Genomic DNA, 16,531 nt, shown 5'->3' with positions numbered 1-16,531 from the left:
CTCCATCCACTCTAAGAGTATAAGAAAAGACTGTCCATTGACAGTCTTGTTCTTATGCGGAAATACTATCCCTCGCACAATTAGAGAAACCTATATTTCCAAGAGAGAAGCTTCAGCTTTGCAGCCTGCATAATCAGCTCCAAGAAAATCTAGTAATTCCTGATTTCGGTCATGAAATTGTTCTAACCCTTTATTATGTGATTTCCACATAATCTCTGTGTTTTTTTCAAAACTCTTAAGTTCAAACGGCGGTCGATAAACGAATGCTTTCCCTTCTTGCTCCAGCTTTTCTATCAAATCCATGGTTTGATTATAATGATGTGCACGGTTCTCCATGGCTTGAACCAGTTGCGGATATTTCTTACGCAATAGCTTCACTGCCCATTTTGTCTGACTGTCGAGCTTCTTCCTGTAGCCCCGCGGCCTGGTCAAGATGATGACATGCTTTTCATAGCCATCTGCTATCGCCTTTTGGATTGGTACCGAATCAGCTAATCCTCCATCATAATAAGGAACATTATTTATTTTAATTTCAGGAAACAGGACTGGAATAGCACATGTGGCCCGCAAAATTGTAGCCCCTTTGTCCATTGTTTTACCATCCATGTATTCTACCTGTCCGGTATAGGCATTTGTCACGCCAAACAAAACTTGACCTTGATAGTTTTGATATGTCTCCCAATCAAAGAAATCCAACTGATTAGGAACCGTATCATAGGCAAACGTCAGCCCAAACAGACTTCGCTCCGTTAGAAAATTGCGCACTCCGACATAGCGCTTATCATTCCGGTAAGTAGATATAAAGCGAATCGTCCTGTTTTTTTGCTCAGAAATATAGGAACAAGCACTAATAGCGCCCGCAGAGATTCCCAATATGTAAGGAAACATCATCTCTTTCTCTAAAAAACCGTCTAAGACACCCGCTGTATATACCATGCGGAATGTTCCGCCCTCTAAGATCAAGCTCGTATTTTTTATATTGATAGGAATCATCAAAAAGTCTCCTTTATTCATGCTCATTATAGATGTTTATAGATGTTGTTTAAGCCATAAGCCTCTCTTCATCCACAATCAATTGTAACGTATCAAAACTTCTATAACGCTGGTTAATCTATACTATTTTTCCTAGTAAAAAGGAGCTGTCCCGAAAGCCAGGGAAGTATGGCTAATAAGAGGACAGCTCTTACATTCTATTTAAATGGTAGGATAGTAATAAACTTATTCTTCCACTACAATCCGGTCACATAACACCATAATACAAGGACGTTGTTGATATATCTATTGATACCACTAAATAAGTTGAACAACTAATCCTCAACAAGGAAGTTATGCTATGACCCTTTACATTTATTATAAGGCAAATAATATATATTTTTCTAACTGTAATGACTGCCAAAGTGGTGACTGAAAAAAATACTATTTCAATCTTAGTAAATACAAAATTATAAATCAGGAAGTACATCCCCATTTTTATTTTTATTTTAGTATTTCCATATTATCCAAAACAATATATAATGTTATAAATCCATAATAAGGAAAAAGCGATGAAAAGAAGAGTAAGCGCGCTTAAGCATAACAGAGAACTCCAGTAGCTGAGAATGGAGGATGTAATAGCCCGCCGAACCAAGTCTCGGAGCTTCGTATAGGATATTTCATCTGATATTGATTATGCGTCGGTTTCTCCCGTTAAAGAGATAGAGTATAACCAGGCCTTGTCCTGCGTACTCGAAAAGATTTCTGTGGCGACACAGGAATAAACTGGGGTGGCACCGCGAACTACTAAATTCCAAAAGTCTCGTCCCCAAGGTTGTTAACCTTGGAGGTGAGACTTTTTTATTGGCCTAAAAATCAATGTCTGGGAGTGGATTAAATGAAGTGGAAATACCCCCTTTTACTCTTACTTGGAATTGGAGTATCGAATGTTGGTGCATGGATTTATTTGATTGCATTAAATTTAATTATTTTGGATAAGACAGAATCACCCTTAGCCGTTTCTATCCTATATATCCTATTGCCTATTGCATCCTTATGTACAAATTTCTGGTCTGGGACTTTAATTGATCGGTTCAATAAAAGAAAGCTCATGATTTATCTAGATATTATAAGAGCCATTTTTATTTTTATCTTACCGTTTTTAGATTCACTTCCATTTATTTACTTCATTGTATTTATCATCAATATTGCCAGGTCTATTTTTGAACCAACCTCAATGGTCTACATGACAAAATTAATTCCAAAAACAAATCGACAACGATTTAATGCCATGCGAAATTTTATTAATTCCTGTGGTTTTATACTAGGGCCTTCCATAGCGGGCTTCCTTTTTATCATTGGTTCTCCTAATTTAGCAATCCAAATAAATTCTTTCGCTTTGTTCTTTTCAGTAATCATTATTTTGTTTCTTCCAAATGTAGAATTTGGGAGTGAAGATCGTATATATGAAAAAATTAAACCTTCATTAATGGTGAATGATTGGAGAATCATCCTTCAATTCAATAAAACAAATAAACATATAACATTAATATATATTCTGTTTAGCGGAATGTCTGTATGTATGTCTGCCTTAGATTCATTAGAGGCTGCATTTGCAACCAAAGTTCTCTTTTTATCCGAAAGTACCTATGGATTTCTTGTTAGTATTGCCGGTGCAGGAATCATTGGGGGTTCACTAGTAAATACAATCTTTGCGAATCAATTGAAAATAAATGTACTAATGGGACTTGGAGCGTTCTTCACTCCGATTGGTTATCTAATCTTTGCCTTTTCAAACGATTTTATATGGGCTTCAATAGGATTTTTCGTTTTAACATTTTCTTTATCATTTGCAAATACAGGCTTTTTAACCTTCTACCAAAACAATGTGCCTGTAGATATTATGGGCAGATTCTCCAGTGTCTTAGGGATGCTAGAGGCAGTTTTAATCATCATATGTACAGCCTTAATTGGATTATCTGCCGAACTATTTGATATTCGCCCTGTTTATATCATGGGTTCCTTTATTTTTTTCCTGTTGGGGCTGGTCATTAATTTTGTTATATCTGATCATTCGAAAAGAAGTTATTATATTCAAGTATAAAAAACAATAATAATACAGGTACTTTCTAGAAAAGAGAAAGTACCTGTTTTTTGTATTATTTAATAATCTATCATAATCCTTCAATTCGATCCAACCATTCATTTATTAGAACGTTAAAAATTTCGGGCTGTTCAATTTGTAAATTATGGCCTGCTTTATCCAAAATAGCGAAAGTTGCTCTAGGATACTTTTTAATTAATTCGAGTGCGTCCTGATAGCCAACAGACGAATCTTGTCTGCTCAGCAGGAAAACGCTTGGCTTAATAAAATTTGTTTGGTCAATCTCGAAGGAAAATCCATATTGGTCTATGTACGCCATCAAAAATTTTTCATCACCTAGTTTACTGCCGCTTACAATCTCTCGTTTATACCTCAACCATGTGTATTCATCAAGTATGACATTATTTTTGCTGAAATTCTCTACATCTTCCGTTGTTAATGTGGCTAAAAATTCTTCATCCGTCTTAAATATTTGATGTTTCTCCACTCTTCTGTTTTCTAAATAGGGGAAGATAACCGGACAGATAAAAGCAGCACCTAATAAACTATCATATTGATTTTGAATAACTCCTCTTGCTATATATCCCCCATAGGACTCACCTGCAATGATATATTCTTGGTCAGGCAGGATGGCTTGAATAAAATCTTGAACGGTATTCAGCATATCATCAGCATTTGTAATGTCATCATAGTTTTTCGTCAAACCCATGCCAGGAAGGTCAAAATAAATACGGCGATACCCATTTCTATCAGTAAATATGGGTTCCATACACCCTTTCATTAATCGATGATCGAGGGAATACCCGTGTAACATTAAAATGGGTTTACCTTCACCTATGTCTTCATAATATATTTCTGCCTGGCAGACTTTGCAATATGGCATCCTATTAACCTCATTTCTAAGCAGTAAATCCTACATTCAATATTCTCTATAATTCGTTCCATGGCCTTCTTGCCCAGTTTATAGAATTAGAAAAAAAGAGCTGGTCACATCATATGAAGCGGACTGCTCGGAGTATCACTCTCACCTATACATATCAATCAGTAAGACTAAAGCCCATAATATGATCCGTATAAAGTGCATAGGATTCTAATTCAATGAAGTTATCAGGTGCTGAAAATGGAATTATTTTTACATTTCTAAGCAATATCATTCCAGATAAATTGGTAGTATTGCCTTCATTAATAATGCTGTGTATATCATCTTCTGCTTCAAGGATTGATTGTTCCAATAAAGACATCTCACCCATAATAGGTTCTTTTGTATTGATTTTGTCGGCAATGATTAAACAATGAGAAGTCGTTATTTGGATTTTTTTATTTTCTTCTTTATGTAGCTCATCTAAGGTTGCTTGAGTTAATAATAAAGTTATTTTTTTCATATCATGTACCGTATTCAACTCATGACCTGTGACAGTGAAACGCATCATATTTCCCCCTTTATCACGAGCATACTCTTCCAAAAAGTCACTCTAAACAAGTAAATTCTCTATTAGGTTTAAGAAATCCTTCTTCAGCTAACTGTTTCTACACCACATAAGAGGTTCAACAGAAAAAAGCGTTAATCCTTTTGAATCAACGCAACATTTGGTTCATTATACATATTCAAAGTCAAAGCACCAGTAATGTAAAATATCTCTTTTTATTTACCGTTTTTACCCCGTAAATTCAGTAAGGTAAATAAAACTATTTAGAACTCCATCCACCATCAATGATTAATTCTTCACCAGTAACAAATTTGGATTCATCAGAGGCTAAATATAAATAACCGTTAGCAATATCAATCGCTTCACCTGCGAATGGTGGTAATGGTATTGTACCTTCAAATGCTTTCCCCAATACTTCTCGGGATGTCACACCATGACGCTCGGCAGCACCTGTTAAAATGGCTCCTGGATAAATAGAATTTACTCGGATATTATCTTTAGCAAAGTTGATAGCTGCATGTTTTGATAGGGCACGGACACCACCTTTTGCTGCAGCATACGCAGCTGCACCATTGTCAGCGCTTCCAATAATCGCTGCTAAAGATACACAATTGACGATTGATCCACCGCTATTTTCCTGCATATAAGGAATAACGGATTGCATTCCTAGGAACACGGAGGTTAAATTTAAGTTAATAGTACGATTCCATCCATCTAATGTTTCTTCCAAAAGTGTTTTATGAAACGATACACCGGCATTATTAATTAAAATATCAATTTTACCAAATGCCTCTTTTGTTTGTTCCATTACAGTTTTCCAATCTTCATCAGAAGTGACATCTAAACGAGCACATAGTATATCGCCTTCTATTACAGCAGTTACTTCTTCTAACTTATCAAATGCGATATCTGTTGCTACAACCTTTGCGCCTTCACTTATGAATAATTGAACTGCAGTTAACCCCATACCTGACGCAGCACCCGTGATAATTGCTACTTTATTATCTAAACGTCCCATCAAAATCCCTCCATTCGATTAAATGTGATTTTTTATCACACTTAAAACTTAACAATCCATCCATTTAAGGTCAATCATTTTATCTTTAATTTCAAACAATTCATTGCTAAAATAGTAACAGATTGGACGTGAATGTATGGAAGACCTCTTACAATTAAGCTACTTAGGTAAAACGAACTTCATCGTTGCCATTAAGTCCTTAGCAATACTTGCAAACGAAAAAAAGCTTGTAACTAGCAGCACTTTAACTGAAAAACTAAATGTTGAATCGAGCTTTATTAGGAAGGTATTAGCTAAATTAATGCAGGAAAAAATGGTTGAAGGTTTTGAAGGGCGCTACGGTGGTTATAAGCTGGTTGTTAATCCCGAAAAGACAACTCTTTATGATGTGTATGTTGCCATTGTGAAAGACGCACATCCGACTAAAATGGATAAAGAAATCGATGAAATGGACAAAAATATTTTAGATATTCTACTAGAAGCACAACATAAAATAAAAGATGTCTTGAGCCAATATTCTATTAATGATCTTGCAAATAGTTCTTTAAAAAAGAATCTTTTTTGATTTTACCTTTATATTTTACAATAAAACACCTCTACACTATCAAATTGAGGCCGTTTAGTATTGCCATATCTTTTAATCAAAAAAAGCATGCTTCTTGATACAGAAACATGCTTTTTACTATTATTCTACATCTAAAATTAAGGACTCAATATCTATATCATTTTCGATCATATTATTCTCTTTCATGAATTTCACTGTTTTTTCCATACTCTCGATATCTGATGGTTTGATTTCCATATTGAAGTCATACATTTCATACATTTCTTTTACACCATCTAGAGGTAGTTCGGTTTCCTTTGCTGTAATTTCCATGACTTCCTCATAATTTTCATCGATATATTGCAGTGTCTCTTCTTGTACTTGTAAAAATTTCTTTACTAAGCCAGGATTCTTCGAGTAGAAATCTTCACTAGTTGCAACTACAATTGTTCCATCGACCAGCCCTTCACCATTTGTAACCACCTGGTACCCATCTTGAATCATATTATATGCGGTAGGGCCAGCTAGTAACGCAAAGTCGACTTCCTCTGCTACTAACGCTGCTTGTGCAGAAGGTATATCCATTTGAACAAATTCAATATCCTTTTCTGTTAAGCCTTCAGTTGCTAAATAATTGATAAGCAGTTCATGTAAAATTGTTCCCTTTGGACCAGCAACTTTTTTCCCTGCTAGATCTTCAGGTGATTTAATATCTTTCAGGTTTGTAAATAACATGAAAGCCTCAGGAGAACGGCTATACATGCTCATAATTTTGATATCCGCTCCATTCGATGCAGATAAAATGACAGATGTGGCACCGACTGCATTCAGGAATTGGATATCACCTGAAGCCAAAGCCTGAGTTTGTTCAGGGCCGGTTGTTAAATTGGAATAGCCGAATTCAATCCCTTCTTCCGCAAAAGAATTGGCCAACAATCCTTTTTCCTTTTCTACAATAGAAGGAATATTTAAAGGAGATTGCACATAAGTTGTCTGCACCTTATCAACAGTATACGTGTTCTCCTCGTTATTTTTTGTACTGTTCTTATCAGAATCGGTATCTTTTCCACAAGCAACGATAACTGATATGCTCAGTAAAGCAAGTAAAGATAATAACCATTTTTTCATTTTATGTCCCACTCTCACGCTAGTTTTTCTATGATGTTTTTCTTTATTTCTATTAGAGAAGGCGATAATACATCTCTTGGATATTCATATTGCTCTAAGTTAAATTGAGCATGAATCCTTCCTTCATTAACTACAAAGATATTTTGTCCTATTGCTATGGCTTCTTCGATACTATGGGTAACAAAGATTATACTTTTCTTTTTTAGTTGGTTAATTCTTATTAATTCTTTCTGCATTGCCTCACGTGTGAAATAATCGAGTGCAGCAAATGGTTCATCCATTAAGATAAAGGATGGGTCATAGGCTAATGCTCTTGCTAATGCGACTCTTTGTTGCATGCCTCCGGATAATTGGTGTGGATAGGCTTTTTCAAACTTTTTTAATCCTATCAAATTCATTAACTCTTCTATTTCCACATCATTAATCTTTTGTTTTTCTAAACCGAATGTAATGTTCTTAGATACGGGTAACCATGGCATCAAACGGGGTTCTTGAAATACAAAGCTAATTTTTTCATTGCTATTAATGGACACTTCTCCTGCATCGCATTGCTCCAGATTGGCTAATATGCGCAGGAGTGTCGTCTTCCCACATCCGCTTTTTCCGAGAATGACACTGATGCTATTCTGAGGGAATTCGACATTAACATTTTTTAAAACATCATGCTTTTTTCCATCTACCATAAAACTTTTATAAAGTTGATTTATTTTAATCCCAGCTATTGTCTATACCTCCAATACGAGTGAATTTCTTGCTAAAGAACGAGAAAATTTTATCGCAGATGACTCCCAGGAGGCCGATCACCAGAATTCCCACAATCACTTTATCAGAGCGAGACATCGTCTGCGCATCCAATATGAAGTACCCCAAACCGCTTGCAGCGGCAATCATTTCAGCACCAATAATAGCTCTCCAGCTATATCCCAGGCCAACCTTCATTCCTAAAAGAATATCTGGGACAGCAGACGGAAGAATTATTTTCAGAAAACGTTGCCTTGGATTTAATCCTAAAACTTTTCCGACCTCCAAAAGCTTATAATCACAAGAACCAAAGCCCTTTTTTATATTTAAAAACATTGGAAAAAAGGAAGCTAAAATGATTATGATTGTTTTGGATTCTTCTCCGATACCAACCCATAAAATTAGCAAGGGAATCAGGCTAAGTGGAGGTACATTTCTGAAGAACTCCACAATATGATTGTAATAAGGAGAAAGGGCAGGCTTTAAACCAGCAATGATGCCTAGAAAAAAGGCGAATACAAAGGCAATCGAAAAGCCGACTAGTACTCTATATAAACTTGCAAAGATATGAATAAATAATTCTCCGTTTTGTACCATTGATACAAAGGTATTCCATACTTGCATTGGACTAGGCAGAATATAGGCACTCCAAACTTCGAAATAGCTGCATAAATACCATGCGATTAAAATACAAGCAATCGGTATCAATCTTTTTATAAGATTATTCATTTGTTATCCTAACTCCATCTCCATTATGGCAGCCACCTTGGCAATATAACATTTCTATTAATTGTTTTTCTTGCTTAGGAGTACTCTGGAAAAAGCAATCAATATCATCCTTCGATGCAAGGCTGACTACATTAGGGATATTATCAAAAAAGCCTGGTGGAATCGGACTGTTTTCAGTTGGTTTACTATTAAGCTTGATTTGGTGATCTCTGCAAAATTCAGTCCATGTTTGAAATATCGTATTTTTCAATGCCAAGCTAGTTCCTAGGTCTTTTAAATCTGTACAAGGAGTGATGATATATAGTTCTGCATCATCATCTTTATATCTATTAGCCAGTTCTTCAGCACAATGAATTAAGATTGGTTGGATAGTAGCGTACTCCTGGCCAATTTGATCATAATGAGTTTTTACATAGGAAATTGCTTTAGGACATCTATTATCACAAAGGAGCTGATTACATCCTTCGTATCGCTCTTTGTATTTATTTTTCACAGTCATCAAGTGATTTTCCTCACAAGTAACAACCTGAAAATCTAAGCATTCTAAGGTAGAATATAATTCTTCCTGTTCATACATTTTTAAAACAACAGGATTTAGCCAAATATATTTTTTCACTTCCTTCTCCTTTCTAATTAGAAGTGATAAAGATTAACAAAATTATTTCTGAATAATATTATCATAAATGATAATGGTTATCAATGAAGTTCATATTCATTTATATCATTGCCAAAGAAAGTAAAATCTGTTAAACCTTAAAATATCTACTGTCCTTACAGTTAGCTTTAATTTATCATCACCAAATTTAAAATAGATATATAAATTAAGGACATAACCTATTAGGATAATAGATTATGTCCTTTGTTATTTCTAGAAAGACTTCATTTGTTTAAATACTTTTATCCATAAAAACTTATTATTTCGCTAATAGAGAATCTGTCCCATTAGCCTCCATAATTACTACTCAGTAGCAGTCTTGGTCTTCAACTTTTAACTGCTTCAACCATTTTCTAACTCGTTATATTGTTGTGCTGAACTAGATGGGACAAATACGATTGGATATTTTCCGCGTAATTGTTTCTTCACTTCCTGGAACAGCCGCAATCCTTTTTCATTGTGCCATTCCTCTAGCTTTACTCCATTTTCCTTTAATAGGTCGGTTTCTAACTCAATCCAATTGCCATATTCCGATATCCATTCCAATAGTTCTTCCTGTAATTTATCTGATATAGGGAAATTATCTATCTCCAAATTTACTCCACAATCATTACACCAAATTGGGTCACTCATAAAATCAGCTTCAAATTTATATGAAGTATGGTTGCAATTTCTATTTTGTTTCCAAATCATTAGTTAATCCCCATTTCAACTTTATAAATGAAGCTTGCAAATATACAATACTATGATTATATCTGTTATATACATATTATTACAAAACATCCCCTTTTTGCTGCATAAAAAATAGAGCTGTTCACAGCTCTGGATAGTATTGTAATATCCCGTTTTTTAAATTTGTATGAATTAAATGATCTTCTGTTTCCTACTTAGTTTAAAAAATCCTTTTTATATTGAACAGCTAGAAATATTCCTGAAGCAATGAATGCAAGAGAATATTTAAATAAGAAGAAAATTTGCCACATATATTCTTTCGGGAAAATTACGTCACATAAAATTACTACGCTTAACATAATGAAGGTACTTTTTAAGTGTATTTGATTTGTTCTTTCGTCAGCCTTACCTATTTTTCTATAAAATACGTACAACAGAATTACTCCGACTATAAGCAATAAAATACCGATGCCAATAAGCATATTCCAATTACCAGTTGATGCTTCCGCCCAAGTTTTTAATGGATAAAAAGTTGTATTTGATATTTCCTCACTTTTCATTTTGATCGCACCCTTTCACATAAGTAAAAATATGGTTAATATCTACGTTAAAGAACTCAGCAATTCGAAAAGCTAAAACAAGGGAAGGAGAGTAATTATTCTTCTCCATCACATATATGGTTTGTTTGGATACTCCCACAGCGTCAGCCAGCTCTTTTTGGGACAATCTTTTTAAAACTCGATGCTCATATACTTTATTTTCAACGTAATCCTCCATTTTTTCTTTCAAGGTCAACACCTTCCTTTTTTTACCATAAATATATAATAAACTACACTTTTATAAAAGTAAAGTAAACTTATACAAAGGATAAATATTATTATGCAAATTAAAAAGGGTTAGAATCCTATCATCGATTCTCACCCTTTTTATATTTATAAAAAAACAGCCTAGAGATGTTCTTTCAACAATCAGGTTTATTACCCTTTAAACGAATAAGATGGACTTCCCTTTACATCCATTTTGATCCTGAAAAGTCCTCCTGATAATGGGTAATTCTTAAGTTGTTCTTCACTAAGTCCCGATTTTGCTGTAGTTATATATAATTCATTTAAATCTTTCCCTCCGAAAGTACAAGATGTAACATTTAGTGCTGGGACCTCTATGGAGCCTATCTGTTCACCTGTTTTAGGGTTCCACCTAGATACTTTTGAACCACCCCAATGGGCAATCCACAACATTCCTTCTTCATCTATAGTCATACCATCAGGCATTCCTTCTTCTTCTTTGAAACTGATAATTTCCACGGGATTTTCAATATCACCCGTAACAAGATTAAAATTAAAACAACTAACCTTTTTAGATAGAGTATCTATGTGATACATAAATTTATTATCAGGTGACCATGCCATGCCATTGGATAAGCCAATCTTACTCAGCTTCTTCTCTACTTTTCTATTTGTATCTAAGCAATAAAGGGAACCTTGTTCTCTAATATAAGATTTGTCCATTGTACCTGCCCAAAAGCGTCCATAAGCATCACATTTTCCATCATTAAACCGATTATTAATCAAGTGACTCTCCGGTTCATTTATCAGGGTTACTTTTTCCGTGGAGTAATTCAAAAAATAAAAACCATTTTCTAATGCCACTACTGCTTCGTCTATATTTCGAGGTACTATTGCCCCAATATATTGTTCTAACTGAATTCCGTGGTTTTCATTTGTATTTGGATTAAAGATGTATATCTTTTTTTCTAAAATATCAATCCAATATAACAATTGTCTTTGCCTATCCCAGCATGGACCTTCTCCCAGTGTCGCTTTTACATCTAGAACCAATTCTAAAACTCCTACCAAGCCAAACACCTCGTTTAGTATTATTTTCTCTATGTCCTTTATTCTATAACGATAAGAAGTAATCCTTCTTTCGCTAAACTGGCTCATTTTACTAACTAGAAATTGGCCCGGCAATAAAAATAGGCACGGATTTCATTCATTTAAAGATGAAATCTGTGCCTATTTTGGGTATCTCCTTCAGAGCTTGAAATTGAATGAATGAAATACTTCTCCAATAATTCCTTTCAGCTGGCGGACACCTATATCTGTGTTTGTCATGATGATTAATCCTGTTTCTTTATAATTCTTTAAAAGGTAAAAGTTGCTTGGACTTTCTGTAAGTAAATCAAAAGAAATGATAACCCCGCAAGGTTGTAAAGATTCTCCTTAATGTTCAGATCAGTAAGCACTCATACACCCCAGAGTTTTTTACAACTGTTTAGATAAAGTATCAAACTCAGTTGCTCTTTTCCTCTTTTCAATAATAATGGTTGCCCCAAGTAACGTAAGAGCAAAAATTACTAAAACGACCGGAAATAGATTCATTGTATAATTCTGAAACAGGATTCCTACTAACGGAGGTAAAATGGTTACCCCAACAGAGCCAAAAGCTACTTGAAGCCCAATAATTGCACTTGCACTCCTTTTCCCAAACCTTCTTGGAGTTTCATGTATCATGGTTGGAAAAATTGCCGCACATCCAAGACCAATTAATATGAATCCACCGTACAAAACGCTGCCTGTTCCAAAAGCAACCGTAATAATTCCTATGAGTAGTGCAATTTCGCTAAACAGTAACAATTTCTGATTAGATAGCCAAAACGTAATAAAACCAGAAATAAACCTTCCCATGGTTAAACTTGCAAAGAATACTGATATTATGAAACTAGCAGTAGCTACTGATAATGACTTCATTTCTATTAAATAACTACTTCCCCACAAAAATATTGTACCTTCTAAACCAACATAAAATACAAAAGATAATAGCGCAAAAACAACTCCCTTTTCTTTCAAAACCGAGCCATTGGACACGGGACTCTCTTCAGACTTTTCGGATCCCTTTTGTTGATTTGTCTTCCAGAGAGGAATAGATAGGAAGAGAATAATAGCTAATACAATTTGAATACCGCCAATAATAAAATAACCGTTTCTCCAGGAAAATTGATTATTTAAAACGACACCCATAATAACTGGGCCGAGAGTTGCTCCTACTCCCCAAAAAGCATGTAACCAATTCATATGATGTGCTTTGAAGTTAGCAGCCACGTAGTCATTTACAGAGGTGTCAATAGCGCCAGCTCCAAAACCTAAAGGTAATGCACAGACAATTAATAATAAGAAATTTTGTGTAAACGCAAACCCTATCAATCCAATCACAGTAAGCAATACACTACCTAGAACTAGTCTTCCCGTTCCGATTTTTTTATTAATTCGCATAGTCGACAAGCTAGAAATAACAGTACAAATTGCAATAGTCATTGAGATTAAGCCTGCCGCACTATGTGCTACATTAAATTCTCCCACCATCTCAGGCCAAGCTATCCCTAAAAGGGGATCGGGTAACCCTAAACTAATATAAGTGGCATAGATGATAAATATAAAAATTATCTTCCGCAAAAAGCAGTCCTCCATTATTCGCTTATGTATAAAGTTTTAGCACAGTGAGCGCCTGATTTAGTCTGGTATCAATATAGCGTGTCTCACCATTGTTCTCTATCTTTAATCAGAACCTGATAGTAGTTAACTACATATCGTTAAACTAATATATCTTCATTTATTAACCTATGCACTAAATTCATGTTGAATCAACAATACACATTGTTCATCTTTTTAATAATCACAGGAATTTCAGATAAATCATCCACAATAAAATCTGCATCGGCTTCAGACCAAAAAAGAAAATTAGCAATAGTACACAAAAACATCTTTTCCATTTAATAGTAGTTCTTTTTCTATTCGCATACCAATCTTTTGAGCAACTTTTTGAGAGGCAGTGTTGTCTTTTTGAATAAGGGCAATCATTTTTTCAAGCTTCAGCTTATTCTTCCCATATTCCATTACCCCTCTGGCTGCTTCAGTTGCAAATCCCCTACCCCAATATTCCTGTGAAATCCAGTAACCAATTTCAATCTCTTTTTTTCCATCTATCAATTGGGGTACCAATCCTGCATGACCTATTCTGTTGTTGCTTTCTTTTTCTAAAATGAGCTTCAATCCATAATTAGGATTAATGGCATATGTATCAATAATCCAATTCAAAAATTTTTGAATTCCTTCTTGATCTCTTATTTGTCCGTTTCCTATATATCGCACAATATTAGGATTCGTTAAAAGTGATTCAAGAAAATCTAAATCATGATTATTATATGGTCTCAGCAATAAACGGTCTGATAGTGTTTCCATCATAAACTCCTCTTCAATTGTAACTTATGGGAACATTGCGGTTCCTTTTCGTTCATTTCAAAAAAATTATCAATCTCTCTTAGATTCATACCAAGCAAGTTTAACAAATACTTTCATTTCTAAATTCACATTGAAATCGTTCCACACCCGGATATTTTTCTCCTAAACTTGTTATCATGAAGCCATATTTACGATAAAAATCCACCCCATCCTTATCCGTTTCAGCAGAGATAAGACAGAATTGATTGGACAGGAAATTTATCATTTTTCTGCCAATCCCTTTTTCTCTTTGTTCCGGAAATACAGCAATATGTGAAATGACACATTCTTTTGGACTAATCATTTCAAATCCTATGCACCCAACATATTTCCCATTGCATTCTAAACCAAATAATTTTCGATTTGGAGATTTTAAATATTTATTGTATTCCTCGTCAATCCTAAATTCTGATGTCGCATAGGAAAGAAGATTCCGTATTAATGGATGGATTTTTTCGGTATTAATTTCTTTCATATCATTATCCTTCAAATGTGTGATGATTAAATAATTCTTCAATTACACGCAATATCCTTCTTGTATTAACCTGGACCATTAGATATATAAATCACATAAAAATCCTTCCTGCAAACAAACAAAAAGACACTAACTCAACACACTCCTAAGTGTTGAATTAGTGTCTCTAGCCATCTATTTGAACCTATATTAACCTCAAGCAACAAAATTGAATCATTCAGCCTTAAACTTCATATTATTACTATTTGTTTACATACTGTAGAAAGTATGAAGTAACATAATTTCCCAAATAATATATAATTAAATTATGGAGGTGAATATAATCAGAAAATATATTATTTTTATAGGTACCTTTTTAATCATTGGAATTATTAACTTTGCATTAACCTCATCGCTTGATGCTTCTTTCTTTGATTACAGTGTGTTTGTTGGCTTCTTTTCTACAATAATTATTTATTTTTTTACTTCAACTGGCGGCTACACAAGTCGCAGTCTTGATGTTCAAATTCAAGGCAGTACTGGCCTACGACCAGAAGGAACTCAAAGTAAGTTTAATCCTTCCTATGTTTTCTTTGGCTCTCTTGCATACTTTTTAACCTCACTTATTGTAACGATTTTCATTTATTTATAATTCTATTGTATATTTGTATCTCTTTACCTAATACAATCTATTCTTAGCGTTTATGAGATTCATATACACCGTTGTCTTGAGGAGAATATAAATATGAGTTTTCTTGACACTATGGATCCTTTTTTATTGCAGCTAGTTATTGTCCCAACCATTGTGATTGGATTAGGCGTATTAGTCTCAGCCATAACCAATAAAATTTTTATTGGCCCGCTAGTGACTTTAATAGCCAACCTGATCTTTGAAGTTTGGCATTCTAAATACTATTATCAATATCCTGATATTTCATTTTCAGAATGGAACATCATATTTCCTAGTATTTCCTTGTTCCTATCAGCAATTATTGTAGCTTATATTAGAACCAAAAATTAAAGATCCTATCAAATCCATTATTAATAAGAGAAATCTTTTGTCCAAATAAAAAGCATTAATCCATATGGACAAATGCTCTCTAAGAAAATCAAATTTTCCCACTATTACCTTCAGTCAATTGTTAATTAAATTTCTCTTTATTAAAGCTGCGATTTGTTTATCATTTTGATCCGGATTGTTTTCCAAATGTTTAATAATTAACTCTTGTCTCTCCACAGGATGATTTTGACTCAGCTTTGCCTGTGCTTCTATTTTGGTAATAATAATCTTAAAGGCGACAAGCTCTCTTATCATACCTTCGATTATACTGGAATCTAAGTCTAGATAATGGTATGAGCTATCTGCCTTTTCATACTTATTAACCAGGCTATTTAAGGTGTGATGGATGACATTCTTTTCACTCACAATCTCCATTCTGCCATATACATGAATAGAAACATAATCCCAAGTAGGTACTGATTTAATAGTTTCATAATAAATAGGAGAAATATAACAATGAGGGCCATGGAAAACAGCAAGGACCTGCTGTTTTCCTGCTTCTTCCCACTGTTTGTTTGCACGCGCCATATGGCCATATAAGGCAAATTGATCTTTATCTAATATTAGGGGTAAATGCGTAGCATATGGTTCGCCGTTATGCTGTGAAAAAAGAGTAGCGAAGCTGTATTTTTCAATAAAATCATAAATGGTTTCTTTGTCATCGATAGTAAAGCACTCAGGTATGAACATCGTGATATTCCTCCTTAAGTTCGTCTATGAAAAGAACAAAGAAGAGTTAAAAAGATATGA

At 34.3% G+C, this 16,531-nt stretch carries 20 protein-coding genes and 1 other annotated feature; of the genes, 4 read left to right on the top strand and 16 right to left on the bottom strand.

The annotated features are described in order from the left end of the window. Window positions 1-90: 90 nt before the first annotated feature. Window positions 91-1,020 carry a patatin-like phospholipase family protein gene (locus F7984_RS04405; protein WP_225983658.1) on the bottom strand — a complete coding sequence of 310 codons (930 nt, stop codon included), beginning with the start codon at window positions 1,018-1,020 and terminating at the stop codon, window positions 91-93. 515 nt (window positions 1,021-1,535) lie between these two features. Beyond that, window positions 1,536-1,806 (top strand) — a binding site (T-box leader). Between the two features lie 64 nt (window positions 1,807-1,870). Between F7984_RS04405 and F7984_RS04400 the strand changes: the two genes are divergently transcribed. Then, the gene (locus F7984_RS04400; protein ID WP_066101712.1) at window positions 1,871-3,076 is read left to right on the top strand and encodes an MFS transporter; all 1,206 of its coding nucleotides are present in this window, start codon (window positions 1,871-1,873) and stop codon (window positions 3,074-3,076) included. A gap of 70 nt (window positions 3,077-3,146) precedes the next feature. Here the strand turns inward: F7984_RS04400 and F7984_RS04395 are convergent, their stop codons facing one another. The 3 genes from F7984_RS04395 to F7984_RS04385 form a co-directional block, all read right to left on the bottom strand. Next, the gene (locus tag F7984_RS04395; protein ID WP_066101718.1) at window positions 3,147-3,959 is read right to left on the bottom strand and encodes an alpha/beta fold hydrolase; all 813 of its coding nucleotides are present in this window, start codon (window positions 3,957-3,959) and stop codon (window positions 3,147-3,149) included. Between the two features lie 154 nt (window positions 3,960-4,113). Continuing rightward, entirely contained in the window at window positions 4,114-4,503 is a 390-nt protein-coding gene (locus F7984_RS04390) for a hypothetical protein (protein ID WP_066101721.1), read from the bottom strand. Window positions 4,504-4,762: 259 nt separating this feature from the next. Then, window positions 4,763-5,521 (bottom strand): SDR family NAD(P)-dependent oxidoreductase, encoded by a 759-nt coding sequence (locus tag F7984_RS04385; RefSeq protein WP_140461138.1) that lies wholly within the window; start codon window positions 5,519-5,521, stop codon window positions 4,763-4,765. A 136-nt stretch (window positions 5,522-5,657) separates the two neighbouring features. On the opposite strand from F7984_RS04385, the gene F7984_RS04380 reads away from it, so the two are divergent. Then, entirely contained in the window at window positions 5,658-6,086 is a 429-nt protein-coding gene (locus tag F7984_RS04380; RefSeq protein WP_066101725.1) for an RrF2 family transcriptional regulator, read from the top strand. A 120-nt stretch (window positions 6,087-6,206) separates the two neighbouring features. On the opposite strand, the gene F7984_RS04375 is transcribed toward F7984_RS04380, so the two are convergent. From F7984_RS04375 to F7984_RS04325, 11 genes are all read right to left on the bottom strand, one after another. Further along, window positions 6,207-7,193, bottom strand: a complete 987-nt coding sequence (locus F7984_RS04375) for an ABC transporter substrate-binding protein (protein WP_066101726.1) — start codon at window positions 7,191-7,193, stop codon at window positions 6,207-6,209. 14 nt (window positions 7,194-7,207) lie between these two features. Beyond that, window positions 7,208-7,876 carry an ABC transporter ATP-binding protein gene (locus F7984_RS04370; RefSeq protein WP_175354225.1) on the bottom strand — a complete coding sequence of 223 codons (669 nt, stop codon included), beginning with the start codon at window positions 7,874-7,876 and terminating at the stop codon, window positions 7,208-7,210. A gap of 25 nt (window positions 7,877-7,901) precedes the next feature. After that, a complete protein-coding gene (locus F7984_RS04365) occupies window positions 7,902-8,663 on the bottom strand; it encodes an ABC transporter permease (protein ID WP_066101732.1) in 762 nt (253 codons plus the stop codon). Next, the gene (locus tag F7984_RS04360; protein ID WP_066101735.1) at window positions 8,656-9,279 is read right to left on the bottom strand and encodes a hypothetical protein; all 624 of its coding nucleotides are present in this window, start codon (window positions 9,277-9,279) and stop codon (window positions 8,656-8,658) included. Before F7984_RS04360 ends, F7984_RS04365 begins: the two co-directional genes overlap by 8 nt. 381 nt (window positions 9,280-9,660) lie before the next feature. After that, window positions 9,661-10,011 carry a hypothetical protein gene (locus F7984_RS04355; RefSeq protein ID WP_066101738.1) on the bottom strand — a complete coding sequence of 117 codons (351 nt, stop codon included), beginning with the start codon at window positions 10,009-10,011 and terminating at the stop codon, window positions 9,661-9,663. Between the two features lie 194 nt (window positions 10,012-10,205). Beyond that, the gene (locus tag F7984_RS04350) at window positions 10,206-10,550 is read right to left on the bottom strand and encodes a DUF2178 domain-containing protein (protein WP_066101743.1); all 345 of its coding nucleotides are present in this window, start codon (window positions 10,548-10,550) and stop codon (window positions 10,206-10,208) included. Continuing rightward, entirely contained in the window at window positions 10,540-10,779 is a 240-nt protein-coding gene (locus F7984_RS04345) for a helix-turn-helix transcriptional regulator (protein ID WP_077247964.1), read from the bottom strand. Before F7984_RS04345 ends, F7984_RS04350 begins: the two co-directional genes overlap by 11 nt. Window positions 10,780-10,967: 188 nt before the next feature. Then, window positions 10,968-11,846, bottom strand: a complete 879-nt coding sequence (locus tag F7984_RS04340) for an SMP-30/gluconolactonase/LRE family protein (RefSeq protein WP_066101746.1) — start codon at window positions 11,844-11,846, stop codon at window positions 10,968-10,970. Window positions 11,847-12,254: 408 nt separating this feature from the next. After that, window positions 12,255-13,442 (bottom strand): MFS transporter, encoded by a 1,188-nt coding sequence (locus tag F7984_RS04335; protein ID WP_225983657.1) that lies wholly within the window; start codon window positions 13,440-13,442, stop codon window positions 12,255-12,257. 285 nt (window positions 13,443-13,727) lie between these two features. Next, window positions 13,728-14,231, bottom strand: coding sequence for a GNAT family N-acetyltransferase (locus tag F7984_RS04330; RefSeq protein WP_066101750.1), 504 nt, complete (start codon window positions 14,229-14,231; stop codon window positions 13,728-13,730). A gap of 97 nt (window positions 14,232-14,328) precedes the next feature. Next, on the bottom strand, window positions 14,329-14,784 hold the full coding sequence (locus F7984_RS04325) for a GNAT family N-acetyltransferase (protein WP_318839203.1): 456 nt from the start codon (window positions 14,782-14,784) through the stop codon (window positions 14,329-14,331). A gap of 265 nt (window positions 14,785-15,049) precedes the next feature. Between F7984_RS04325 and F7984_RS04320 the strand changes: the two genes are divergently transcribed. Next, the gene (locus F7984_RS04320) at window positions 15,050-15,373 is read left to right on the top strand and encodes a hypothetical protein (RefSeq protein WP_066101753.1); all 324 of its coding nucleotides are present in this window, start codon (window positions 15,050-15,052) and stop codon (window positions 15,371-15,373) included. 93 nt (window positions 15,374-15,466) lie between these two features. After that, a complete protein-coding gene (locus tag F7984_RS04315) occupies window positions 15,467-15,742 on the top strand; it encodes a hypothetical protein (RefSeq protein WP_066101756.1) in 276 nt (91 codons plus the stop codon). Window positions 15,743-15,856: 114 nt separating this feature from the next. Here the strand turns inward: F7984_RS04315 and F7984_RS04310 are convergent, their stop codons facing one another. Further along, complete coding sequence (locus F7984_RS04310; RefSeq protein ID WP_066101757.1) at window positions 15,857-16,471, bottom strand: FMN-binding negative transcriptional regulator; 615 nt, start codon at window positions 16,469-16,471, stop codon at window positions 15,857-15,859. Window positions 16,472-16,531: the final 60 nt, after the last annotated feature.

The sequence above is a fragment of the Pradoshia sp. D12 genome (genome assembly GCF_008935075.1).
In the GTDB taxonomy this organism is placed as follows: Bacteria; Bacillota; Bacilli; order Bacillales; family Pradoshiaceae; genus Pradoshia.
Note: the sequence above shows the minus strand (reverse complement) of the source record. Positions and strands in the feature narration are given on the sequence as shown.